The following is a 17,916-nucleotide window of genomic DNA, read 5'->3' as shown; positions in this document are numbered from 1 at the left end:
ATGCGCTTGAAAATTCCCCGAAAACCAAAGCAACGCGAAGCACCCAGATCGATCATCACTGCTACTGCGTGGCTTCAACCCGCCTTCGATACATCATACGCGCATGTTGAAGCTGGCGCGGCATGTGACGCTCGGCGAGCCTCAAAATTCGATACCGCATCATCTGGCCCTTGGACATGCGCGCATCACAAAATACTATCTGCCGATAGCCTTCAAGCATTCTTATCGGGTCGATCGGCGCGTTGAAGAGATAAGGCTTTTCACCAAAATATGTATTGCCCACCGCAAACATAGGAGAGATGAACCTGTCATCCTCCAATATCTTCACCAACAAATAGGATAGCCGCATTTTTGCGTCTATCCTGTACTTGCTGTTTCCACTTTTTCTCAAACGAACCTTGTCCAGAACATCGTCGACGATTATCATCCCGCCAGCCTCGACCATGTCATATACGGCGATCAGATCGCGATCGATCCGGCCATCCGCGTCAATCACCAACACCGAGATCTTTTCATCCGCCGGAATTCTGCCCAGACCATCCGGAAGCGTCGACGTTACCAGCGTAACGAACTCGTCGACCGCGAAATGCCGCAGGCTTTCCGTAATGTGATCGACCCGCGCCGAAGATGTCGATATCTGGCGACGAGGTCCGCCCAACATTGGATCGAAGCTTATGACTCGCCCGGGACGGCCGGAATCCTTCAGTCCAAGCGCCAACGCCACAGTCGCCGCGCCCAGCGCAGTGCCAACCTCGACGATCAATCCGCCACGACGCCCAGCTTCATAAAGTGCCTGATAGGCGGCGGGCGAGAGCATACCGTCGCAACGCGTCACAATTTCTTCAAAAATACTCATGGATCCCCCGATCGATGCCCGCCGTGCTTTTGTCATCACTTTCGCTACCAGTAAAGATAGCAAATACAACAATTTATCTTTGTCGTGACGACGTTCTTTGAGGTGAGACCGGCAATTTTTTCCATAGCCACCCCTGACCGCCCAGTCACACCGTCACCACGTCTACCTCTCTTATGACCGTCATAAATTTGCCTCGGATCGGACGACGCGTTTTCCTACATGAAGACGCTCTGGTATGGGCCGCAGGCTCGCAAACGCTCTTTCACTTCGTCAATTTCTTCCAGCACGAACGCGCTCATCCGCGGCGGCAAAACAACGCCAGCGTTTCAACATTCTCAACATTCGGACAAGCGCCGCGCTCTGGCCACACGGTCATTCAAACACGCTCGCTCAAATAGTCTTCAGGGCCATTTGGGCGGCCCATCTCGTGTGAACTTGTGTGAACTTCGGTTCAATCCACGGCCGCGTCGGACCACGATCGACCGAGCGCGCACAGGTGGGACTTTACCGTGACTTTTGGTGCCCCTAGCGGGACGGTGAAAGCCTTAGCCTTCCGCCCCCTTCACCACCGCATCGATGCGCTTCAGCGTCGCGATCAGCCCCGGCATCCATTCCAGCGGCAGCATCACCGGGCCGTCCGACGGCGCGTTGTCGGGGTCGTCGTGCGCCTCCGCGAACACCGCCGCGACGCCGGCCGCGACCGCCGCGCGCGCCAGCATTGGCGCAAAAGCCCGGTCGCCGCCCGATGCGCCGCCCAAGCCCCCGGGGGCCTGCACCGAGTGCGTCGCGTCGTACATCACCGGATACCCGGTCCGCGCCATGATCGGCAGCGCGCGCAGGTCGCTGACCAGCGTATTGTACCCGAAGCTCGCGCCGCGTTCGGTCAGGATGATGCGCTCATTGCCGGTCGAGGCGATCTTCTCCGCCACCGCCGCCATGTCCCACGGCGCGAGGAACTGGCCCTTCTTCACGTTCACCACAGCCCCGGTCTTGCCCGCCGCGACCAGCAGGTCGGTCTGGCGGCACAGAAACGCGGGGATCTGCAGGATATCGACCGCCTGCGCGGCGGGCGCGGCCTGTTCGGCGGTGTGGATGTCGGTCAGCACCGGGCAGCCGAGGAGCCCACGAATATCGGACAGGATGCGCAGCCCCTCGTCGATCCCCACCCCGCGCCGCCCGCTCACCGACGTGCGGTTGGCCTTGTCGAACGACGATTTGAACACGAACGGCACGCCGCCCGCGCGCGCCATGCCCGACAGCGCCTCGGCCAGCCGCAGCGCATGGTCGCGGCTCTCGATCTGACACGGCCCGCTGACCAGCACGAACGGCCGCGCATTGCCGAACGTCACCTCGCGCACGCTGACGTCGGTCATGATTTCGCCTTCACGAACCGGCGCAGCAACTGCCCGCGCCACGGCCAGCGGCCGGAATGATAATTCCAGAAGAACCAGCCGAACAGCACGCAACCGATCCACGACGGCAGCGCCATCGGATCGCCCTGCGCGCGCATATACGCCAGGAACTCCCGGTCGACCCGCCAACGATCCTGCTCGGTCCCGCCTCCCGCGATGCCGTAAAGGTTGTCGTGGCGGCGGCAGCCGGCATTGCGATTGTATTTGTGAGCATCGAGAAAGAAGCAGTAATTTCGTTCCCCGTTCGCCATGCGATCGTCTAGGGTTCGGGCATGGCGGGGTTCAAGCGGAAAGTCTTCTACGTCGGCGGCTTCGATCCGCGCGGCGTCCGGTTCTATCAGCAATTGCTCGCCGAACAGATGGCGCGCTGGTCGGACAAGACCGGCGAGGTCGCCACGCAATCGCGCCGCCGCAAGAAATCCGCGATCCGCAGCGACTGGACGATCCGCAACGAAACGCGCGACGTCACCACCGAATACAGCTTCCTGCGCTGGGAAGACATCGTCAGCGCGGCGTGGATCCGCAATCCGCTGGCGCTCGCGGCGCGCGCAATCGGCTACTATCGCGGCATCGCGCGCAACCTGGACATGGCGAAGGCGAAGGCGCTCGGGATCGCGCCGCTGATCACGCTGTTCTATCCGCCGATCCTGACGATCCTGCTGCCGTTGCTGATCGCGCTGCCGGTCTGGGGCATCGCCGCGATCTGGCTGCCGTGGTGGGTGGCGCTGCTGATCGGGTTGGTCGCAGGCGTGCTGCTCGCGCGGCCTCTTCTCACCCGCGTGCATGCGCCGTGGCTGCTGCGCTTCTTCATCTTCAACGGCGAACTGAGCGCGGACGGCGCGACACAGGCCGCGGTCGACGCGCGGCTGGACGAATTTGCGGACGAGATCGTCGGCGAACTCGATGGCGCGTGGGACGAGGTGCTGCTGATCACGCACAGCAACGGCTCGATCCTGGCGGTATCGCTGATGAATCGCCTGCTCGATCGGATGCCCGGTCCGCTGCCCGCGAACTTCGCGCTGGTCACGATGGGGCATTGCATTCCGCTGATCGCCTGCCGTCGCGACGCGACCCGCTTTCACGGCGAGTTGCGCCGCCTCGGCACGCACGATTTCCGCTGGATCGACGTCGGATCGCCCCCCGATGGCGCGGCCTATTTCGGGGTCAATCCGATGCTGATCGTCGGGGCCGAAGCGCGGCCGCGGATGGAATTGCTCTCCCCCAGATTCCATCTGTTCTACGAGCCCGCGACCTATCACAAGGGCTATGCCAACAAATACGAAATCCACTTCGATTATCTGCGCACGGGCGACCGCGTATCGCCGATCGACTATCCCAGCCTGATGGCCAGCCCGCGCACGATCGATCAGTCGGTGGCCGAATTCCGCGCGATCGGATGAGGCGAGGGAGGGTGAAGCAGGCCAACATCGGCGGCGCGGTGATCGACGGGCGCTTCGTGCCCCCCTACCCCGATCCGCATCCGACGAAATCGTCGCTGTTCCGGCGCTTCGTCCGTGGCTGGAATTCGTGGATCCACGTGCTGTTCGCGAAAAGCTACACGATGAAGATGGGGGAGATCCACACTCCCGGCCTGCATATGTACATCGCCAACGATCCGCCGCTGGTGAAGCGGATCATGGACGGGTGGCGCGAGTTTCCGAAGCACCGGTTGCTCGTCCAGACGCTCGATCCCGCGATCGGCAACAGCGTGTTTTCCGCCAATGGCGACGATTGGCAACAACAGCGCGCGATGGTCAATCGCGTGTTCCAGCATACCGCGTCGGGCCGCACGCTGGCGATGATGCAGGACGCCGCCGACGACATCGTCGCACGGATCGCAGCGCTCGACCTGAGCCAGCCGGTCGATCTTGATCCGCTGATGACCCACGTCGCCGCCGACGTCATCTTCCGCACGTTGTTCTCGATCCGGCTGGATGCGCACCGCGCGGAGCAGATCTACCGAGGATTCCACCGGTTTCAGCGCCATGCGCAATCGGCGTCGATGCTGCGCTTCTATCGCCTGCCGACGCTGGGTTACATGGCCGCATCGCGGCGTGCGGCGCGCGATATCCATGCCGCGTTCGCAGAGATCGTCCGCGACCGGTACGACGCCTATCACGCACGGGGGGAGCGAGCGCACGACGATATCCTGCAGGGTCTGCTCGACGCCCGTCACCCGCAGACCGGGGCACCGTTCACGTTGACCGGCGTGATGGAACAGGTTTCGACGATCTTCCTGGCCGGGCATGAGACCTCGGCCAGCGCGATGTGCTGGGCGCTATATTGCCTGGCCGAGGATCGCGCGACGCAGGACGCGGTGCGCGCCGAGGCCGCAGAGCCCACGACCGCCGACGCGCTGAAGCGGATGACGATGACGCGCAACGTCTTCCGCGAGGCGCTCAGGCTGTACCCCCCGGTCAGCTTCCTGCCGCGCGAGGTGACATGTCCTACGCAATTCCGTGACAAGACCCTGCCGGCGGGTGCGATGCTGGTCGTGTCGCCGTGGCTGATCCAGCGCAATCGCGACCATTGGCCCTGCCCGCACGCCTTCGACCCCGCCCGCTTCGACGATCCGGCCAACAAGGCGAGCGTCAAGGACGCGTACCTCCCCTTCGGCCAGGGCCCGCGCGTCTGCGTCGGCGCAGGCTTCGCGACGCAGGAGGCAATGGTGGTGATCGCGGCGATGGTCCGCGCGTTCGACCTTTCCGCAGTGGACGGCGACAAACCCGAACCCGTCAGCCGCCTGACGCTTCGCCCGAAGAACGGCTTGCGATTGCACCTCTCCGCACGCTAACGCGCAGGTTATGCCGGAAGAACAAACCCGGAAGATCGTCCATATCGACATGGATGCGTTCTACGCGTCGGTCGAACAGCGCGACGATCCAGCGCTGCGCGGCAAACCCGTCGCGGTCGGCGGCTCCAGCGCACGCGGCGTGGTGGCGGCGGCGAGTTACGAGGCGCGGGCGTTCGGCGTGCGATCCGCGATGCCGTCGGTCACCGCGCGACGGCAATGTCCGGACCTGGTGTTCGTCAAGCCGCGCTTCGACGTCTATCACGGGATCAGTCGGCAGATCCGCGCGATCTTCGCCGACTACACCGCGTTGATCGAACCTTTGTCGCTGGACGAAGCCTATCTCGATGTGACCGAGGACATCCGCGGCCTCGGCTCGGCGCGCGCGATCGCCGAGGAGATACGCGCGCGGATCAGGGAAGATACCGGCCTGACCGCGTCGGCGGGCGTCAGCTACAACAAGTTCATCGCGAAGCTGGCGTCGGACCAGAACAAGCCCGACGGCATCTGCGTCATCCCGCCCGCGAAGGGCGCGGCGTTCGTCGCGTCGCTGCCGGTCAAACGCTTCCACGGCGTCGGTCCGGTTACCGCGGCCAAGATGGCGCGCCTCGGAATCGATACCGGGGCGGACCTGCGCGACCAGCCGATCGAGTTCCTGCGCGCACATTTCGGCAGCTATTCGGAGTATCTGTTCAAGGCCGCCCGCGGGATAGACCACCGCGCGGTGCGCAGCCATCGGCAAGCCAAGTCGGTCGGCGCGGAGCGGACGTTCGGAACCAACCTGCACGATCGAGATGAGATTGCGGCGGCGCTGTCGACGGTCGCAGAGGCGGCGTGGGTGCGGATCGATCGCAGCGGCACGCGCGGGCGGACGGTGACGCTGAAACTGCGCCGCGCCGATTTTGAAACGTGTACCCGCGCGAAGTCGTTTCCGAACGGCATCGAGGATCGCGCAATGTTCGAACGCGTCGGCGCGGAGTTGCTGGAGCGCGAACTTCCGGTCGAGGGCGGTGTCAGGCTATTGGGGCTGACGCTCTCGGGGATCATCGAGGACAACGCGCCGGATCAGCCCGCCTTGCCGCTATGAAAAGCGTGCGACTCGCCGGAAATCCTGACCCTCTGGACGGCGACTCGCACTTGCGATAGCGTGGTTAACAGACCGGCTGGGGGCAGACGTAATCTTCGAACCGTGGTTCATCGTCGCCGTGCTCGCCAGCTTCGCGGGCTATGCGATCTATCTCGCTGGGCTGAACCAGCGCCTGGTCGAGCCGAACCGCGCGTCGTGGCTGATCTGGGGGAGCGCCACCGCGATCGAGGCGGTGACCTATGCCGCGGTCAACCCCGGCACGCCGCAATCGATCGTCTTCCTGGTGTCCGCCGTCGCCTGCCTTACGGTCGCGCTGGCGCTGTGGCGGCGCTCGCGCTGGAGCGCGCCCGACGCGGTGGAAAGCGTCTGCATGGGCGTCAGCCTGACCGCGATCGTACTCTGGCTCGTTTTTCGCGAAGCGTTCTGGGCGCACATGATCGTCGTCGCGGCGGTCCCGATCAGCTTTTGGCCGACGTGGCGCAGCGTATGGGTGGACCGCGCGCGGGAACGATCGCCCGCCTGGGGACTGTGGACCGTCGGCGATCTCGCCACCCTGCTGCTGGCGACGCGCACGGGTAGCCAGGACGTCGGCGAATATGCCTATATCGTCGTCGAACTCGTCTGCCACGCCAGCGTATGGTTCATGATCGGGCTGCCGACGATCAACCCGTTGCGCTCGTTCGGTTGGCGCGAAGGGCGGTTGCGCGTGCTGGACGCTTACGCCCCGGCGGTGAACCCGTTCTCGGTCGGCGCAAATCATCTCGGCAAGGCGGTGTTCGCGCGCGTCGACTTCATGGAGGGCGAAACCATCGTGCGCTTTTCCGGCCGCCGGATCGCCGCCGCGCGGGTGCCACGCAAGCTGCTGGGTCGCGGCGACCGCTTCCTGCAGATCGCGCGCGACCAGTATCTGGGGCCATCGGGCGCGATCGACGACCTGATCAACCATCATTGCGCGCCGAACGCCGGATTGCGCTTCATGGCCGACGGCGTCTTCCTGATCGCCGCGCGCGACATTGTGGCGGGCGAGGAGATCAACTGGGATTATTCGACCACGCTGTCGGACGGCGGCTGGACGATGAAATGCGAATGCGGGGCGGCGGCTTGTCGGGGGACCATCGCGGCATTCGATACCCTGCCGCCGGATCGGCAGGACTGGTATCGCGCGCGCAACCTGGTCGCGCCGTACCTGCGCGGCGATGCGAAACGGGCGGAGAAGGTCGCCTGAAGCCGAAATTGCCACGTTCGGTCAAACCGTAATCCTCCCCTGCAAGGGGAGGTGGCAGCGCAAAGCGCTGACGGAGGGGTGTCGCGCTATTGAGGGGGTGACACCCCTCCGGCGCTGCGCGCCACCTCCCCTAGCAGGGGAGGATTATCGAACGGGCAAGCTGGATCGTTTTAGAGGTTAGGCCGCCTGCGCCTGCGCGAGCGGCGCTTTCAACGTCAGCACCGCCACCGCGCCGCGCCCGATACCCTCGCTCTCCAGCCGCAAGCCGCCCTCCATCGCGCTCATCGAATTGGCGCACCAATGCAGCCCCAGTCCGCCCGATTTATGCGCGCGTGTGGAAAATCCACGCTGGAACAACGTTGCGCCGACGCCGGGCTCGAACCCTTCGCCGTCGTCGCGGATCCGCACCGTGACGACCGCATCGTTGCAGTCGACGCTGACCGCGATCGAGCCGCTCGCTCGTCCCGCCCCACTGACCGCCTCGGCCGCATTGGCGAACAGATTGCCGATCACCTGGCTCAGGATGACGCGGTTCGCCAGCACCGGATGGGGATGCGCGGGAAAACTGAAGGCGATCGACGTTTCGCCCGAATAGCGCGCGATCGTCGCATTCTGCGCGATGATGTCGGTCACGTCGCAAACGGCGAGCGCCGGGCGTTCGTGCGCGTTCGCCTGTTGCTGACCGATGATTTCCAGCACATGCGCCATCGCGGTGCGCCCAACGCCAAGCTGCTGCTGCTGATCGATCCGCGCCGCCTCCAAAGCCTCGATCGCGGCCAGGACGAACGCGGTCAGCTTCTGCCGTCGCACAGCGGGCAGATCATCCTTGCCCAGTTCCGCCGCGGCGCGATCCAGCGTCATCCGGTCGATCGGCGGGGTGCGCGCCATCCCCTGGCTGATGATCGTCGACACAGGGTTCAGCGCGTTGCGGACGTTGTGCATCACTGCGACCGCACTTTCGGAGCGGCCGAGCGCAAAGCTCTGCACCTCCAATTGTTCGCGCAGATCCTTCAATTGCCGCAGCATCGCATTGAAACTACGTCCCAACGATCCGATTTCGTCCTGCCGGCGATCTTCGTCCAGCAGTCCCAGCGAGCCCGATGCGCGCACCATCTGCATATGCGTTTCGACGCGGTTGAGCGGCTTCAACACCAATTGCGTAATGACGCGGCGCAGCACCAGCAGCACGATCAGCAACAGCAAAGTCGATCCGGCGACCGCCAGCAACAACATGCGCCGCCCCAGCACCGACACGTCGCGCGGCACGACGAAATGCGCACTCGCCACGGCGCGCCGGTCCGCCCCGGCGATCGGCACCGCAATCGCCATCCGCGACAGCGTGTGCGTTTCGATGACCGGCGCTGTCGACAGGTCGATCCGCGCGTTGAGCGACAGCAGGCCCGACAGTTGCCGGGAGGTGATCTGGCGAGCCATCAGGACGTAGCCCCGAGGATTGCCCGTGCCGTCGCTGCGCCGGACCCTGGCGATGCCGACCGCCGCGACGACGTTGCCCATCCGCGCATAGAAACTGGTCGAACTGGCAGCGCCAAGCGCGCGCGCGAAGTCCATCGCGCCGATCGCGGTCACCAGTCGTCGCCGCATCGCATCGTCGCCGCGCCAGCGCGCGATCAGGATGCGGCGATCGTTGCCGACATAGGCCATGCCTTCGACATCGAGATTGTCCATCGCCAACGGGGAAAAGCTCTCCCGCTCAAAAGCCGCGGTCGGATGCGCAATATAATCATAGCTGTCGTTCCAGTCGCCATAATCGCGCACTGCGCTTTCGACTTTCGACCTGTATTCGGCGAGCGCGGCGTGCGTCCGCTCGATATGTCCCGCGACAGCTTTCGCCTCCAGCTGATTGAAGTTCGGTGTAATGATCCCGGCGAGAAGCAGGGTGATGCCGATCGCCCCGGCCACCCCGACCGCAGTCAGGATCAGGACAAGGCGGCCGCCGAGCGAGCGCGGATTGCGCAACCGTTCGATCCGGCCGGACCGCATGAGGCCAGCCATCAGCCGTCGGTCCCGGTGCCCGGTGCTTCGTCGCTGACGTCATCCTGCGACGGATCGTCGCCCATAAACCGCGTCTCCGCGATTTCGCGCGCGACATCCTCGGCGACGGGACGGGAGAAGAAATAGCCCTGCATATGGCTCGCGCCCGCGATGCGCAGCGACTGCACCTGCGCGGCGGTCTCAACCCCCTCGGCGATCACGCCAAGTCCCAGCGCCTTGCCCAGGTGGATGATCGAATGGACGATTGCCGCGCTTTCGCGTTCACGCCCCATGCCGTCGATGAAGCTGCGGTCGATCTTCAGCGAATCGAGCGCGAACTTGCGAATATTGTAGAGCGACGAATAGCCCGTGCCGAAATCGTCGAGCGCGATGCGGAACCCCATCTGGCGCAATTTGTAGAGCGTCTCCGCCGCCCGTTCCGCATCGTCGAAGATGGCGGTTTCGGTGATCTCGATCTGCAGCCGGTGCGGCTCGATCCCGGCGCGCTGCACGCATTCCATGACGTAACCGACGAAATTGTGCCGTCGAAACTGGCGTGGGCTGAAATTGACCGAGACATATTGCCCCGGCCATTGATTGAGCACCGCGAGCGACTCCTTCAGCACCCAGTCGCCCAATTCGTGGATCAGGTTCGATTCCTCGGCGATCGGAATGAATACCGCCGGGCTGATCGGGCCATATTCCTGCGTGTTCCAGCGCAGCAGCGCCTCGAACCCCATCACTTCCAGCTGTTCGCGCGCGACGATCGGCTGATACACCATCGCCAGTTCGCCGCGGGCGATCGCCTGCGACAGGCCGCTTTCGATCCGGCGGCGGACGCGAATACCCTCGTCCATGCTCTCGTCGAACAGCCGCGCGACGCCGCGCCCGTTCCGCTTGGCGTCATTCAACGCAAGGTCGGCGCGACGCAGCAGGTCGACCGGATCGCGCAGGCCGTTGTCGCCCGCGGTGACCAGCCCGGCCGAGGCCGCGCCCTGCACCGAATGGCCGAAGACCTTCATCGTCACCGCGCAGGCATGGACGATCCGGTCGACCGCCATCACCGCGGCCTCGTCGCCCGCCGTATCGAACAGCACGCCGAATTCATCGCCGCCCAGCCGCGCGACCAGCCCGCCTTCGGGCGCCGAACGCTGCAGGATCAGGCACACTTCGCGGATCAGCTCGTCACCCGCCAGGTGGCCCAGCGTATCGTTGACCAGCTTGAACCGGTCGAGGTCGATCATCGCGACCGCGAACATCCCCGGCTGCTTCGCGCGATCGGCCAATGCACGCGTGAACGCCAGGCGATTGGGCGCGTCGGTCAGCGAATCGTGATTGGCGATATGAACCGCGCGGCTTTCGTTCGCGGCGAGTTCGGCGCCCTGCTCCTCAAGCTGCACCACCTGCTGCGCCAGCATCGCGCGCGCGCCGGCGAGTTCACGATCGACCTCCCACCGCTTACCCAGCGCGGTCGCGGTCTGGACGATCTCCGCCAGCTCGAACGGCTTGGCGATGTAGAAGATCTTGTCGGCCGGCCCTGCAACCTTGCTGATCTCGATTGGAGAGTAATCGGAATATCCTGTCACGATAACCAGATTGATCTCCGCATCGAGCGCGCGGATGCGGGTCGCGGTTTCCTTGCCGTCGATACCGGGCGGCATCCGCACGTCGATGAACGCGACCGAATAGGGTTCGCCCGCCGCCAGCGCGCGTTCGACCGCAGCGACTGCGTCCAGCCCCTGCAGGTGGTGATCGCAATCGAACACCGGCGTATCGTCGACCGCGGCCTCCACCGCATCGTCGAACAACTCCGACGCCATCGCGGATAGCGCATTTGCATCCTCGTTCGCGACCGGCGCGAAGCAGCGGCGATAGGAATCGTGCAGCGCGGGCTCGTCGTCTACGATCAGGATGCGCATTCGGTCACCTCGTGCGTCCGGACGACGGACCGCCCGAAACCATTTCGCACGAGTAACGGGACGGGGTTAAGCGGCCGTAAACGATGTTTCGTTGAGCGCGTTGATCCCCAACACGATTGCGCCGAGCGGCCCGGCGTTCGCGCCCAGCGCCGCGGGTACGACATAGCTGTCGGCCTGTTCGATCTCGGCGAGCGGGACGTAGCCCGCCAGCAACGCCTTCATCTGCGCACGGACCCGTGGGAACAGGAATTGGTTCCCGACCATCACCCCGCCCCCCATTACGATCCGCCGCGGCACGCCAGTCAGGACGAGCGTGTAGAGCAAATGCGCGATCGCATGGACGACGCCGTCCCAGGCCGGGTCGTCGGCGGGCAGATCCTGGCCCTTCACGCCGGTCCGCGCGGCGATCGCGGGACCGGACGCCAATCCCTCGCAACACGCGCCGTGGAACGGGCAGCCGCCGATCCAGTCGTCGTCGGGCAAGCGCGGCGGGCGGACGTGGCCAAGCTCGCTGTGCGTCAGTCCGTCAACCGCCCTTCCCCCCGCGACCAGTCCGACGCCGATCCCTGTGCCCACGGTGACATAGGCCAGATCGGCCAGCCCCGCGGCGGCGCCCCAGCGCGCCTCGCCCAACGCCGCGCCAACGACGTCCGTGTGGAAGCCGGTCGGGACGCGATACCTGTTGCCCAATCGCCTGGCGACGTCGGTATGCGCCCAACCCGGCTTCGGGGTAGAGGTGATCGATCCGTATTCGCCTGAACCGCGATCGATCGACACGGGACCGAAACTAGCGATCCCCAGTGCGGCGAACCCGCGCCAGCCGTCGATCGCCCGCTCCAGCGCCGCCAACGTTTCTTCAGGACGCGTCGTCGGCAGTTCGATGCGGTCCTCGATCGCATCTGGCCCGCGCGCCAGGATCGCAACGCATTTGGTGCCGCCCAGCTCGATACCGGCGATCAACGGTGTGTCGGTCAAATGATTCCTTTCACGTGTTCATCACCGCGGCGTCGATCCGCTGCAGCAACGTCACGAACCCATCAAGTTCGGTCTTGCTGAACGATGCGAAGATGCGCGATTCCAATTCCAGCGCCTTTGGTGCGATGGCGGCGTACAGGTCGCGCCCGGCGTCGGTCAGCGACAGATGGTGCGATCGTTTATCGGCCGGGTTGGCGGTACGCGACAATAGACCGCGTTCGACCAGCGCGATCGCGGCGCGGCTGACGGTCACCTTGTCCATCCAGGTACGTTCGCCGATCTCGGCCTGCGTGATCGCCTTAGCCTCGGCGATCACCGCCACCAGGCGCCATTCGGGAATCGTCAGCCCGAACAGCGCTTCGTACGCCCGCGCGATCCGGTCGCTGACCAGATTGGATGTGACCGACAGACGATAAGGAAGGAACCGATCGAGTTCGAGACGTTTTGACATGGCGACGACCGTATCATTTGACACGGGAACGCCAAGCGCCGATATTGGTATCAATTGTTACTAAGAGGCTGCACGATGACCGAAATGCTCTCCGAAAACCCGTTGGGCCTGAACGGATTCGAATTTGTCGAGTTCACCTCACCTGATCCGCAGGCGATGGCGGCGCAGTTCGAACAGCTTGGCTTCGTGCCGACGCACCGGCATCCGTCCAAGAACATCACCCGTTACAAGCAGGGCCGCATCAACCTGATGCTCAACCGTGACGCCGACGGCCGCGTTGCGCAGTTTCGGGGTGAACATGGCGCATCGGCCAGCGCGATGGCGTTCCGCGTCGCCGATCCGGCGAAGGCGATGGAATGGGCGCTGGCGCACGGTGCGACGCGCACGGCCGAGGACGATACCGTGATCGAGGGGATCGGCGGGTCGTATCTGTATTTCATCCAGGACGGCATCGACCTGTACGCCGATTGGGCCGCGTTCGACGGCTGGGAAGCGGCGGAGGCGGAGAACAACGTCGGGCTGGATCTGCTCGACCACCTGACCCACAACGTCCGCCGCGGGCAGATGCAGGTGTGGAGCGAGTTCTACAAGACGCTGTTCGGGTTCGAGGAACAGAAGTATTTCGACATCAAGGGCAAGGCGACGGGCCTGTTCAGCCAGGCGATGATCGCCCCTGACAAGGCGATCCGCATCCCGCTGAACGAGAGCCAGGACGACAAGAGCCAGATCGAGGAATTTATCCGCGACTATCACGGCGAGGGCATCCAGCACCTGGCGCTCACCACGCCCGACATCTTCGACACCGTCGAGCGTTTGCGCGCGCGCGGCGTGAAGTTGCAGGATACGATCGAGACCTATTACGAACTGGTCGACAAGCGCGTTCCCGGCCACGGCGAGGATCTGGAACGGCTGCGCAAGAACCGCATCCTGATCGACGGCAATGTCGGCGACGAGGGTATCTTGTTGCAGATCTTCACCGAGAATATGTTCGGCCCGATCTTCTTCGAGATCATTCAGCGGAAGGGCAACGAAGGGTTTGGAAACGGGAATTTTCAGGCGTTGTTCGAATCGATTGAACTGGATCAGATCCGGCGCGGCGTCATTAAGGTCGACGCGTAAGCGTCGGCCGGATGCGAGCGCGAATGCGCTCGGCCGCGACCGGACGGCACAGCGGAGCCTGCCCAGAGGGCACGGCTTCGCCGGGTCCGACGGGTTGGCGGGCGAGTGGGCTGACACAGGGTAACATCAGGGCATGACCGAATACATCCCCGGCTTCGCGAACCACGTTTCGACCGAAGCGGTCCCCGGCGCGCTGCCGATCGGGCGCAACAGTCCGCAAAAGCCGCCGTTCGGACTATACGCCGAACAACTCAGCGGCACCGCCTTCACCGCGCCGCGACACGAAAACCGCCGTTCATGGCTCTATCGCCTGCGCCCATCGGCCGAGCATCCGCCGTTCGTCCGGTACGATGGCGCGAGGCAATTCGCCCCCGGCACGGTAGCCGAGCCGCTCGCCCCCAATCGCCTGCGCTGGGATCCGATCGCCGAAAGCGCGCCGGGAGCCGACCTGATCGACGGCATGACGACGATGCTCGCCAACCGCGATCCGGCCGATCTGGAGGGCGTGGTGCTGCACTTGTACAGCGCGAACAAGGACATGAACGCGCGAGTGTTCGTCGATGCCGATGGCGAATTGCTGTTCGTGCCTCAGGACGGCCGCCTGACGCTCCTGACCGAACTCGGCCGCATCGACATCGAACCCGGCCAGATCGCGCTGGTCCCACGCGGCGTCCGGTTTCGCGCGCTCCTGCCCGATGGCCATGCGCGCGGCTATGTCGCGGAGAACCACGGGGCGCTGTTCCGCCTGCCCGATCTCGGCCCGATCGGCGCAAACGGCCTCGCCAATCCGCGCGATTTCGAGACGCCCGTGGCGTGGTTCGAGGACCGTGACGAGCCGTTCGAAGTGGTCCAGAAATATCTCGGCAGCCTGTGGACGACGACACTCCACCACAGCCCGCTCGACGTCGTCGCTTGGCATGGCAATCTGACGCCGTGGCGCTACGACCTCAGCCGCTTCAACACGATCAACACCGTCAGCTTCGATCATCCCGATCCGTCGATCTTCACCGTCCTGACCAGCCCCAGCGACGTGCCGGGCCGCGCCAACGCCGATTTCGTGATCTTCCCGCCGCGCTGGATGGTGGCGGAGGGCACGTTCCGCCCGCCGTGGTTCCACCGCAACGTGATGAGCGAGGCGATGGGCCTGATCACCGGTGCGTACGATGCTAAGGCGGAGGGGTTCCAGCCAGGCGGGCTGTCGCTTCACAATCTGCTCAGCGGGCACGGTCCCGACAAGGCGACTTGGGACGCCGCCTCGAACGCCGACCTGAAACCGCACAAGATCGACGGAACGATGGCGTTCATGCTGGAAAGCTGCTGGCCATACAAACCGACGCGCTTCGCGATGGCGCACGCGCAGCCCGATTACGACGAATGCTGGGCCGATTTCCCGAAGGCGAAGCTGCCGTGAGCCGTTGTCCTCCGCCGCGCGGCTGGGGACGTGGCCACCCGGCAACGCGAGAAGCCGCTAGCGCGACGCCAGCTGGACGCCCGGCTTGATCCACTGCGCCACCTGGTCGCCCGCGCCGGTCCGCACAAAACAGGTGCCGCCCCGCGCGCTGTAGCTGCGGCACAGCGCCGCCGCGTCGTTCCGCGCGAAACCGCCGACCGACAGGCGATAGAATTGCCCGGTCTCGGTCTTGATCGGCATACCGGTCGGCGTCAGGTCGCCGTACCCAGCGAAACGGCGCTTCGCCCGCATCCACGCGTCCTTCGCCACGGCGACCGAATCATATGCGCCGAGCTGGACGTAATAATTACCCTTCGCAGGCTGACGCGGAGCGGCGGTGACCGCGGCGAGCTTCGTCTTGAACCTGCCCGTCGCGGCGATCGTCGCAACCTGCACCGGTTCCGCGCGTGCCGGCAAAGGCTGCACGACCTCGGACCGCGGCGCGAAGCCGGGAGTGGCTGCTGACGCCACGACTGGTGCAGCGGATACGGTTTCGGCCGGCGTCGACGGCGCGGCGTCGACCGCCGCTGTTCCGACCGGCGCTTCGACCGGAACAGCCGGTTCCGCCGCCGCCAGCGCGACCGGCGCGGGTGCGTTCAGCGCCAGCGCGACCGGCAGACCGGGATCCTTCACCGGCACCACGCCCAGCAGCGCCGCAACCTGATCGGCCGCGCCGGTCGGCTGCGCGAACGCCGCCCATTCGACGATCCGCTTGTCGGCCAGCACCGGTTCCAGATCGACGCCCAGGATCGAGCGCGAATCCTTCCACCGTCCCGCGAGCGCCAGCGCCAGCGCCAGATTCTGCCGCGTCTTCGTATCCGCCTGGTCGCTCCGCGTCGCCGCGATAAGTACCTCGACGCCTGCCGCCGGATCACCGGCCAGCGCCAGCGCCAATCCGCGATCGCTCGGCGCGATCGACGCGCTGTGCGTTTCGACCGTCTGCCGCGCCTGATCCCACTGTCCTTCGGCGATCTGCGCCAGCGCCATGTTCAGCGCCGCCTTGCCATTCCCCGGCGACAGCGTCAGCACGTCGGCGAACGCGGTATGCGCGGACGAAAAACGTCCGGCCTTCAGATACGCATTGCCCAGCAAGGTGCGATACGCGATCTCGTTCGGCCGCATTGCTACGGCGGCTTCGGCGAACGACACCGCGCGGATCGCATCGCCCTTCGCCAGCGCATTGTTCGCCTTGCCGGCATTCGCCGCAGCGTGCTTGATCGCAGCGCCCTCGCTACGGCTGCTCGCCGATGCGATCCCGCCGTCGTGGGTGCAGCCGACCATCGTTCCGCCGAATACAAGGGCGGACAATCCCAATGTCGCAATCGCGCGCGTCTTCATGACCAATTCCCCGGAGTCGATCAGCGTTGATTTTTCCGCGGCGGAAGCTGGCTGACCAGCGCCTCCACCTCGGGCAATGTCTGGATGAAGCCGACGAGCGCTTCGGTGACGAGCATTTGCGCCGAACGCCCCCGCGTCGCGGTGGCCAACCGCAACCGCAGATGCAGTTCCTCGTCCAGCCGCAGCGTAAACGCCGCCTTCTTCTTGTGCTTGGTTTCGCGCCGCAGCCGCTCGGCCGTACGGACAGAAACATCGGCGACGGGTTCGGCCGCTTCCGGCTCGATCACGGTCAACGCCACCGTCGGCGCTTCGATCTCTTCCTTCAGCGCCTCGCGTTCGACCAGCACCGGCGGAACCGGCGCCTCGACCGGCGCTGCACCCATGTCGTTCCAGCCCAGATCCTCACCCGCGCTCGCCAAGCTGGCGAGGCTTGCAAAACCCTGTGGCCGCATCGCGGGACGCGCCTGACCTTTGCGCGCCAGCAGGCCCGAGGACAGCGACGCCAGCGGCTTCGTGTTCCCGAACATCAGCTCACCACCCGGCGGCCAAAGCCGCCAGTCGAGGGGCGCAGGCCGACGAAATTACCCGCATGGCCGTTCACCGCGCCCGGCGCGGCGAACACGGTGCGGCGGAAATTCTTCTCCAGCCGATCGGACATATAGGTCCACAGCGCGGTGATCTCGGCCGCAGATTTGCTGTTCGGATCGCACTCCATGACCGTCCGGCCGTCGATCATCGAGGCGGCGAAATCGGTGCGCTGGTGGACCGTGATCGGCGCGACCGTACCATGCTGCGACAATGCGACCGCGGCCTCGGATGTAATCCGCGCCTTGGGCGTGGCGGCGTTGACGACGAAGATCAGCGGCTTTCCGGCGCGCTCGCACAGGTCGACCGTCGCGCCTACCGCGCGAAGGTCATGTGGTGAGGGGCGCGTCGGAATGACGATCAGCTCGGCGACCTGGATCACGCTCTGGATCGCCATCGTGATCGCAGGCGGCGTGTCGATCACCGCCAGCTTGAAGCCCTGCTGACGCAACACCTCCAGATCGGCCGCCAGCCGCGACACGGTGGTTTGCGCGAAGGCCGGGTATTCCGCGCTCCGCTCGTTCCACCAATCGGCCAGCGACCCTTGCGGATCGATGTCGATCAGCACGACCGGACCAGCCCCGGCCAACTGCGCCTGTACGGCCAGATGCCCCGACAAGGTGGTCTTTCCAGACCCGCCCTTTTGTGATGCCATCGCGAGAACGCGCATATGCCCCTTCGAACTCCCGCCGTATCCAGCCTGTGCAGTGGCACGG

The 17,916-nt window shown here is 65.1% G+C and carries 16 protein-coding genes; 6 read left to right on the top strand and 10 right to left on the bottom strand.

All coding sequences use genetic code 11. From position 1 onward, the window contains the following. Positions 1–61 precede the first annotated feature (61 nt). The 3 genes from M0208_RS18400 to M0208_RS18390 all read right to left on the bottom strand — a co-directional run bounded on the left by M0208_RS18400 (position 62) and on the right by M0208_RS18390 (position 2,519). On the bottom strand, positions 62–856 hold the full coding sequence (locus tag M0208_RS18400) for a class I SAM-dependent methyltransferase (protein ID WP_258893115.1): 795 nt from the start codon (positions 854–856) through the stop codon (positions 62–64). A gap of 545 nt (positions 857–1,401) precedes the next feature. Then, positions 1,402–2,229 (bottom strand): 3-deoxy-8-phosphooctulonate synthase, encoded by an 828-nt coding sequence (gene kdsA / locus M0208_RS18395; protein WP_258893114.1) that lies wholly within the window; start codon positions 2,227–2,229, stop codon positions 1,402–1,404. Then, positions 2,226–2,519: a hypothetical protein gene (locus M0208_RS18390; RefSeq protein ID WP_258893113.1), complete on the bottom strand. Its 294-nt coding sequence runs from the start codon at positions 2,517–2,519 to the stop codon at positions 2,226–2,228. The genes kdsA and M0208_RS18390 overlap by 4 nt, the downstream gene beginning before the upstream one ends. 21 nt (positions 2,520–2,540) lie before the next feature. Here M0208_RS18390 and M0208_RS18385 point away from each other — a divergent pair, with 21 nt between their 5' ends. From M0208_RS18385 to M0208_RS18370, 4 genes are all read left to right on the top strand, one after another. Continuing rightward, positions 2,541–3,668, top strand: coding sequence for a hypothetical protein (locus tag M0208_RS18385; protein WP_258893112.1), 1,128 nt, complete (start codon positions 2,541–2,543; stop codon positions 3,666–3,668). Positions 3,669–3,709: 41 nt separating this feature from the next. Next, entirely contained in the window at positions 3,710–5,062 is a 1,353-nt protein-coding gene (locus M0208_RS18380) for a cytochrome P450 (protein ID WP_258893312.1), read from the top strand. A gap of 10 nt (positions 5,063–5,072) precedes the next feature. Beyond that, positions 5,073–6,146, top strand: a complete 1,074-nt coding sequence (gene dinB / locus M0208_RS18375; protein ID WP_258893111.1) for a DNA polymerase IV — start codon at positions 5,073–5,075, stop codon at positions 6,144–6,146. A gap of 118 nt (positions 6,147–6,264) precedes the next feature. Further along, positions 6,265–7,371: an SET domain-containing protein gene (locus M0208_RS18370; protein WP_258893110.1), complete on the top strand. Its 1,107-nt coding sequence runs from the start codon at positions 6,265–6,267 to the stop codon at positions 7,369–7,371. A 177-nt stretch (positions 7,372–7,548) separates the two neighbouring features. Here M0208_RS18370 and M0208_RS18365 read toward each other — a convergent pair whose 3' ends face one another. From M0208_RS18365 to M0208_RS18350, 4 genes are all read right to left on the bottom strand, one after another. After that, on the bottom strand, positions 7,549–9,384 hold the full coding sequence (locus tag M0208_RS18365) for a CHASE4 domain-containing protein (RefSeq protein ID WP_258893109.1): 1,836 nt from the start codon (positions 9,382–9,384) through the stop codon (positions 7,549–7,551). After that, positions 9,384–11,282, bottom strand: a complete 1,899-nt coding sequence (locus tag M0208_RS18360; protein ID WP_258893108.1) for a bifunctional diguanylate cyclase/phosphodiesterase — start codon at positions 11,280–11,282, stop codon at positions 9,384–9,386. The genes M0208_RS18365 and M0208_RS18360 overlap by 1 nt, the downstream gene beginning before the upstream one ends. Before the next feature lie 66 nt (positions 11,283–11,348). Next, positions 11,349–12,257, bottom strand: coding sequence for an ROK family protein (locus tag M0208_RS18355; RefSeq protein WP_258893107.1), 909 nt, complete (start codon positions 12,255–12,257; stop codon positions 11,349–11,351). 10 nt (positions 12,258–12,267) lie between these two features. After that, a complete protein-coding gene (locus M0208_RS18350; protein WP_258893106.1) occupies positions 12,268–12,708 on the bottom strand; it encodes a MarR family winged helix-turn-helix transcriptional regulator in 441 nt (146 codons plus the stop codon). Between the two features lie 84 nt (positions 12,709–12,792). Here M0208_RS18350 and hppD point away from each other — a divergent pair, with 84 nt between their 5' ends. Next, a complete protein-coding gene (gene hppD / locus M0208_RS18345; RefSeq protein WP_408988162.1) occupies positions 12,793–13,827 on the top strand; it encodes a 4-hydroxyphenylpyruvate dioxygenase in 1,035 nt (344 codons plus the stop codon). A 133-nt stretch (positions 13,828–13,960) separates the two neighbouring features. Continuing rightward, on the top strand, positions 13,961–15,238 hold the full coding sequence (gene hmgA, locus M0208_RS18340; protein ID WP_258893104.1) for a homogentisate 1,2-dioxygenase: 1,278 nt from the start codon (positions 13,961–13,963) through the stop codon (positions 15,236–15,238). 57 nt (positions 15,239–15,295) lie between these two features. Here the strand turns inward: hmgA and M0208_RS18335 are convergent, their stop codons facing one another. The 3 genes from M0208_RS18335 to M0208_RS18325 are packed head-to-tail and all read right to left on the bottom strand — an operon-like array spanning position 15,296 to position 17,870. Beyond that, positions 15,296–16,615, bottom strand: a complete 1,320-nt coding sequence (locus M0208_RS18335) for a tetratricopeptide repeat protein (protein ID WP_258893103.1) — start codon at positions 16,613–16,615, stop codon at positions 15,296–15,298. A 20-nt stretch (positions 16,616–16,635) separates the two neighbouring features. Then, on the bottom strand, positions 16,636–17,142 hold the full coding sequence (locus M0208_RS18330; RefSeq protein ID WP_258893102.1) for a hypothetical protein: 507 nt from the start codon (positions 17,140–17,142) through the stop codon (positions 16,636–16,638). Then, positions 17,142–17,870, bottom strand: coding sequence for a ParA family protein (locus M0208_RS18325; RefSeq protein ID WP_258893101.1), 729 nt, complete (start codon positions 17,868–17,870; stop codon positions 17,142–17,144). Before M0208_RS18325 ends, M0208_RS18330 begins: the two co-directional genes overlap by 1 nt. Positions 17,871–17,916: the final 46 nt, after the last annotated feature.

The sequence above is a fragment of the Sphingomonas sp. SUN019 genome (genome assembly GCF_024758705.1).
GTDB lineage: Bacteria > Pseudomonadota > Alphaproteobacteria > Sphingomonadales > Sphingomonadaceae > Sphingomonas.
This window is presented reverse-complemented; position numbering and strand designations above follow the sequence as displayed.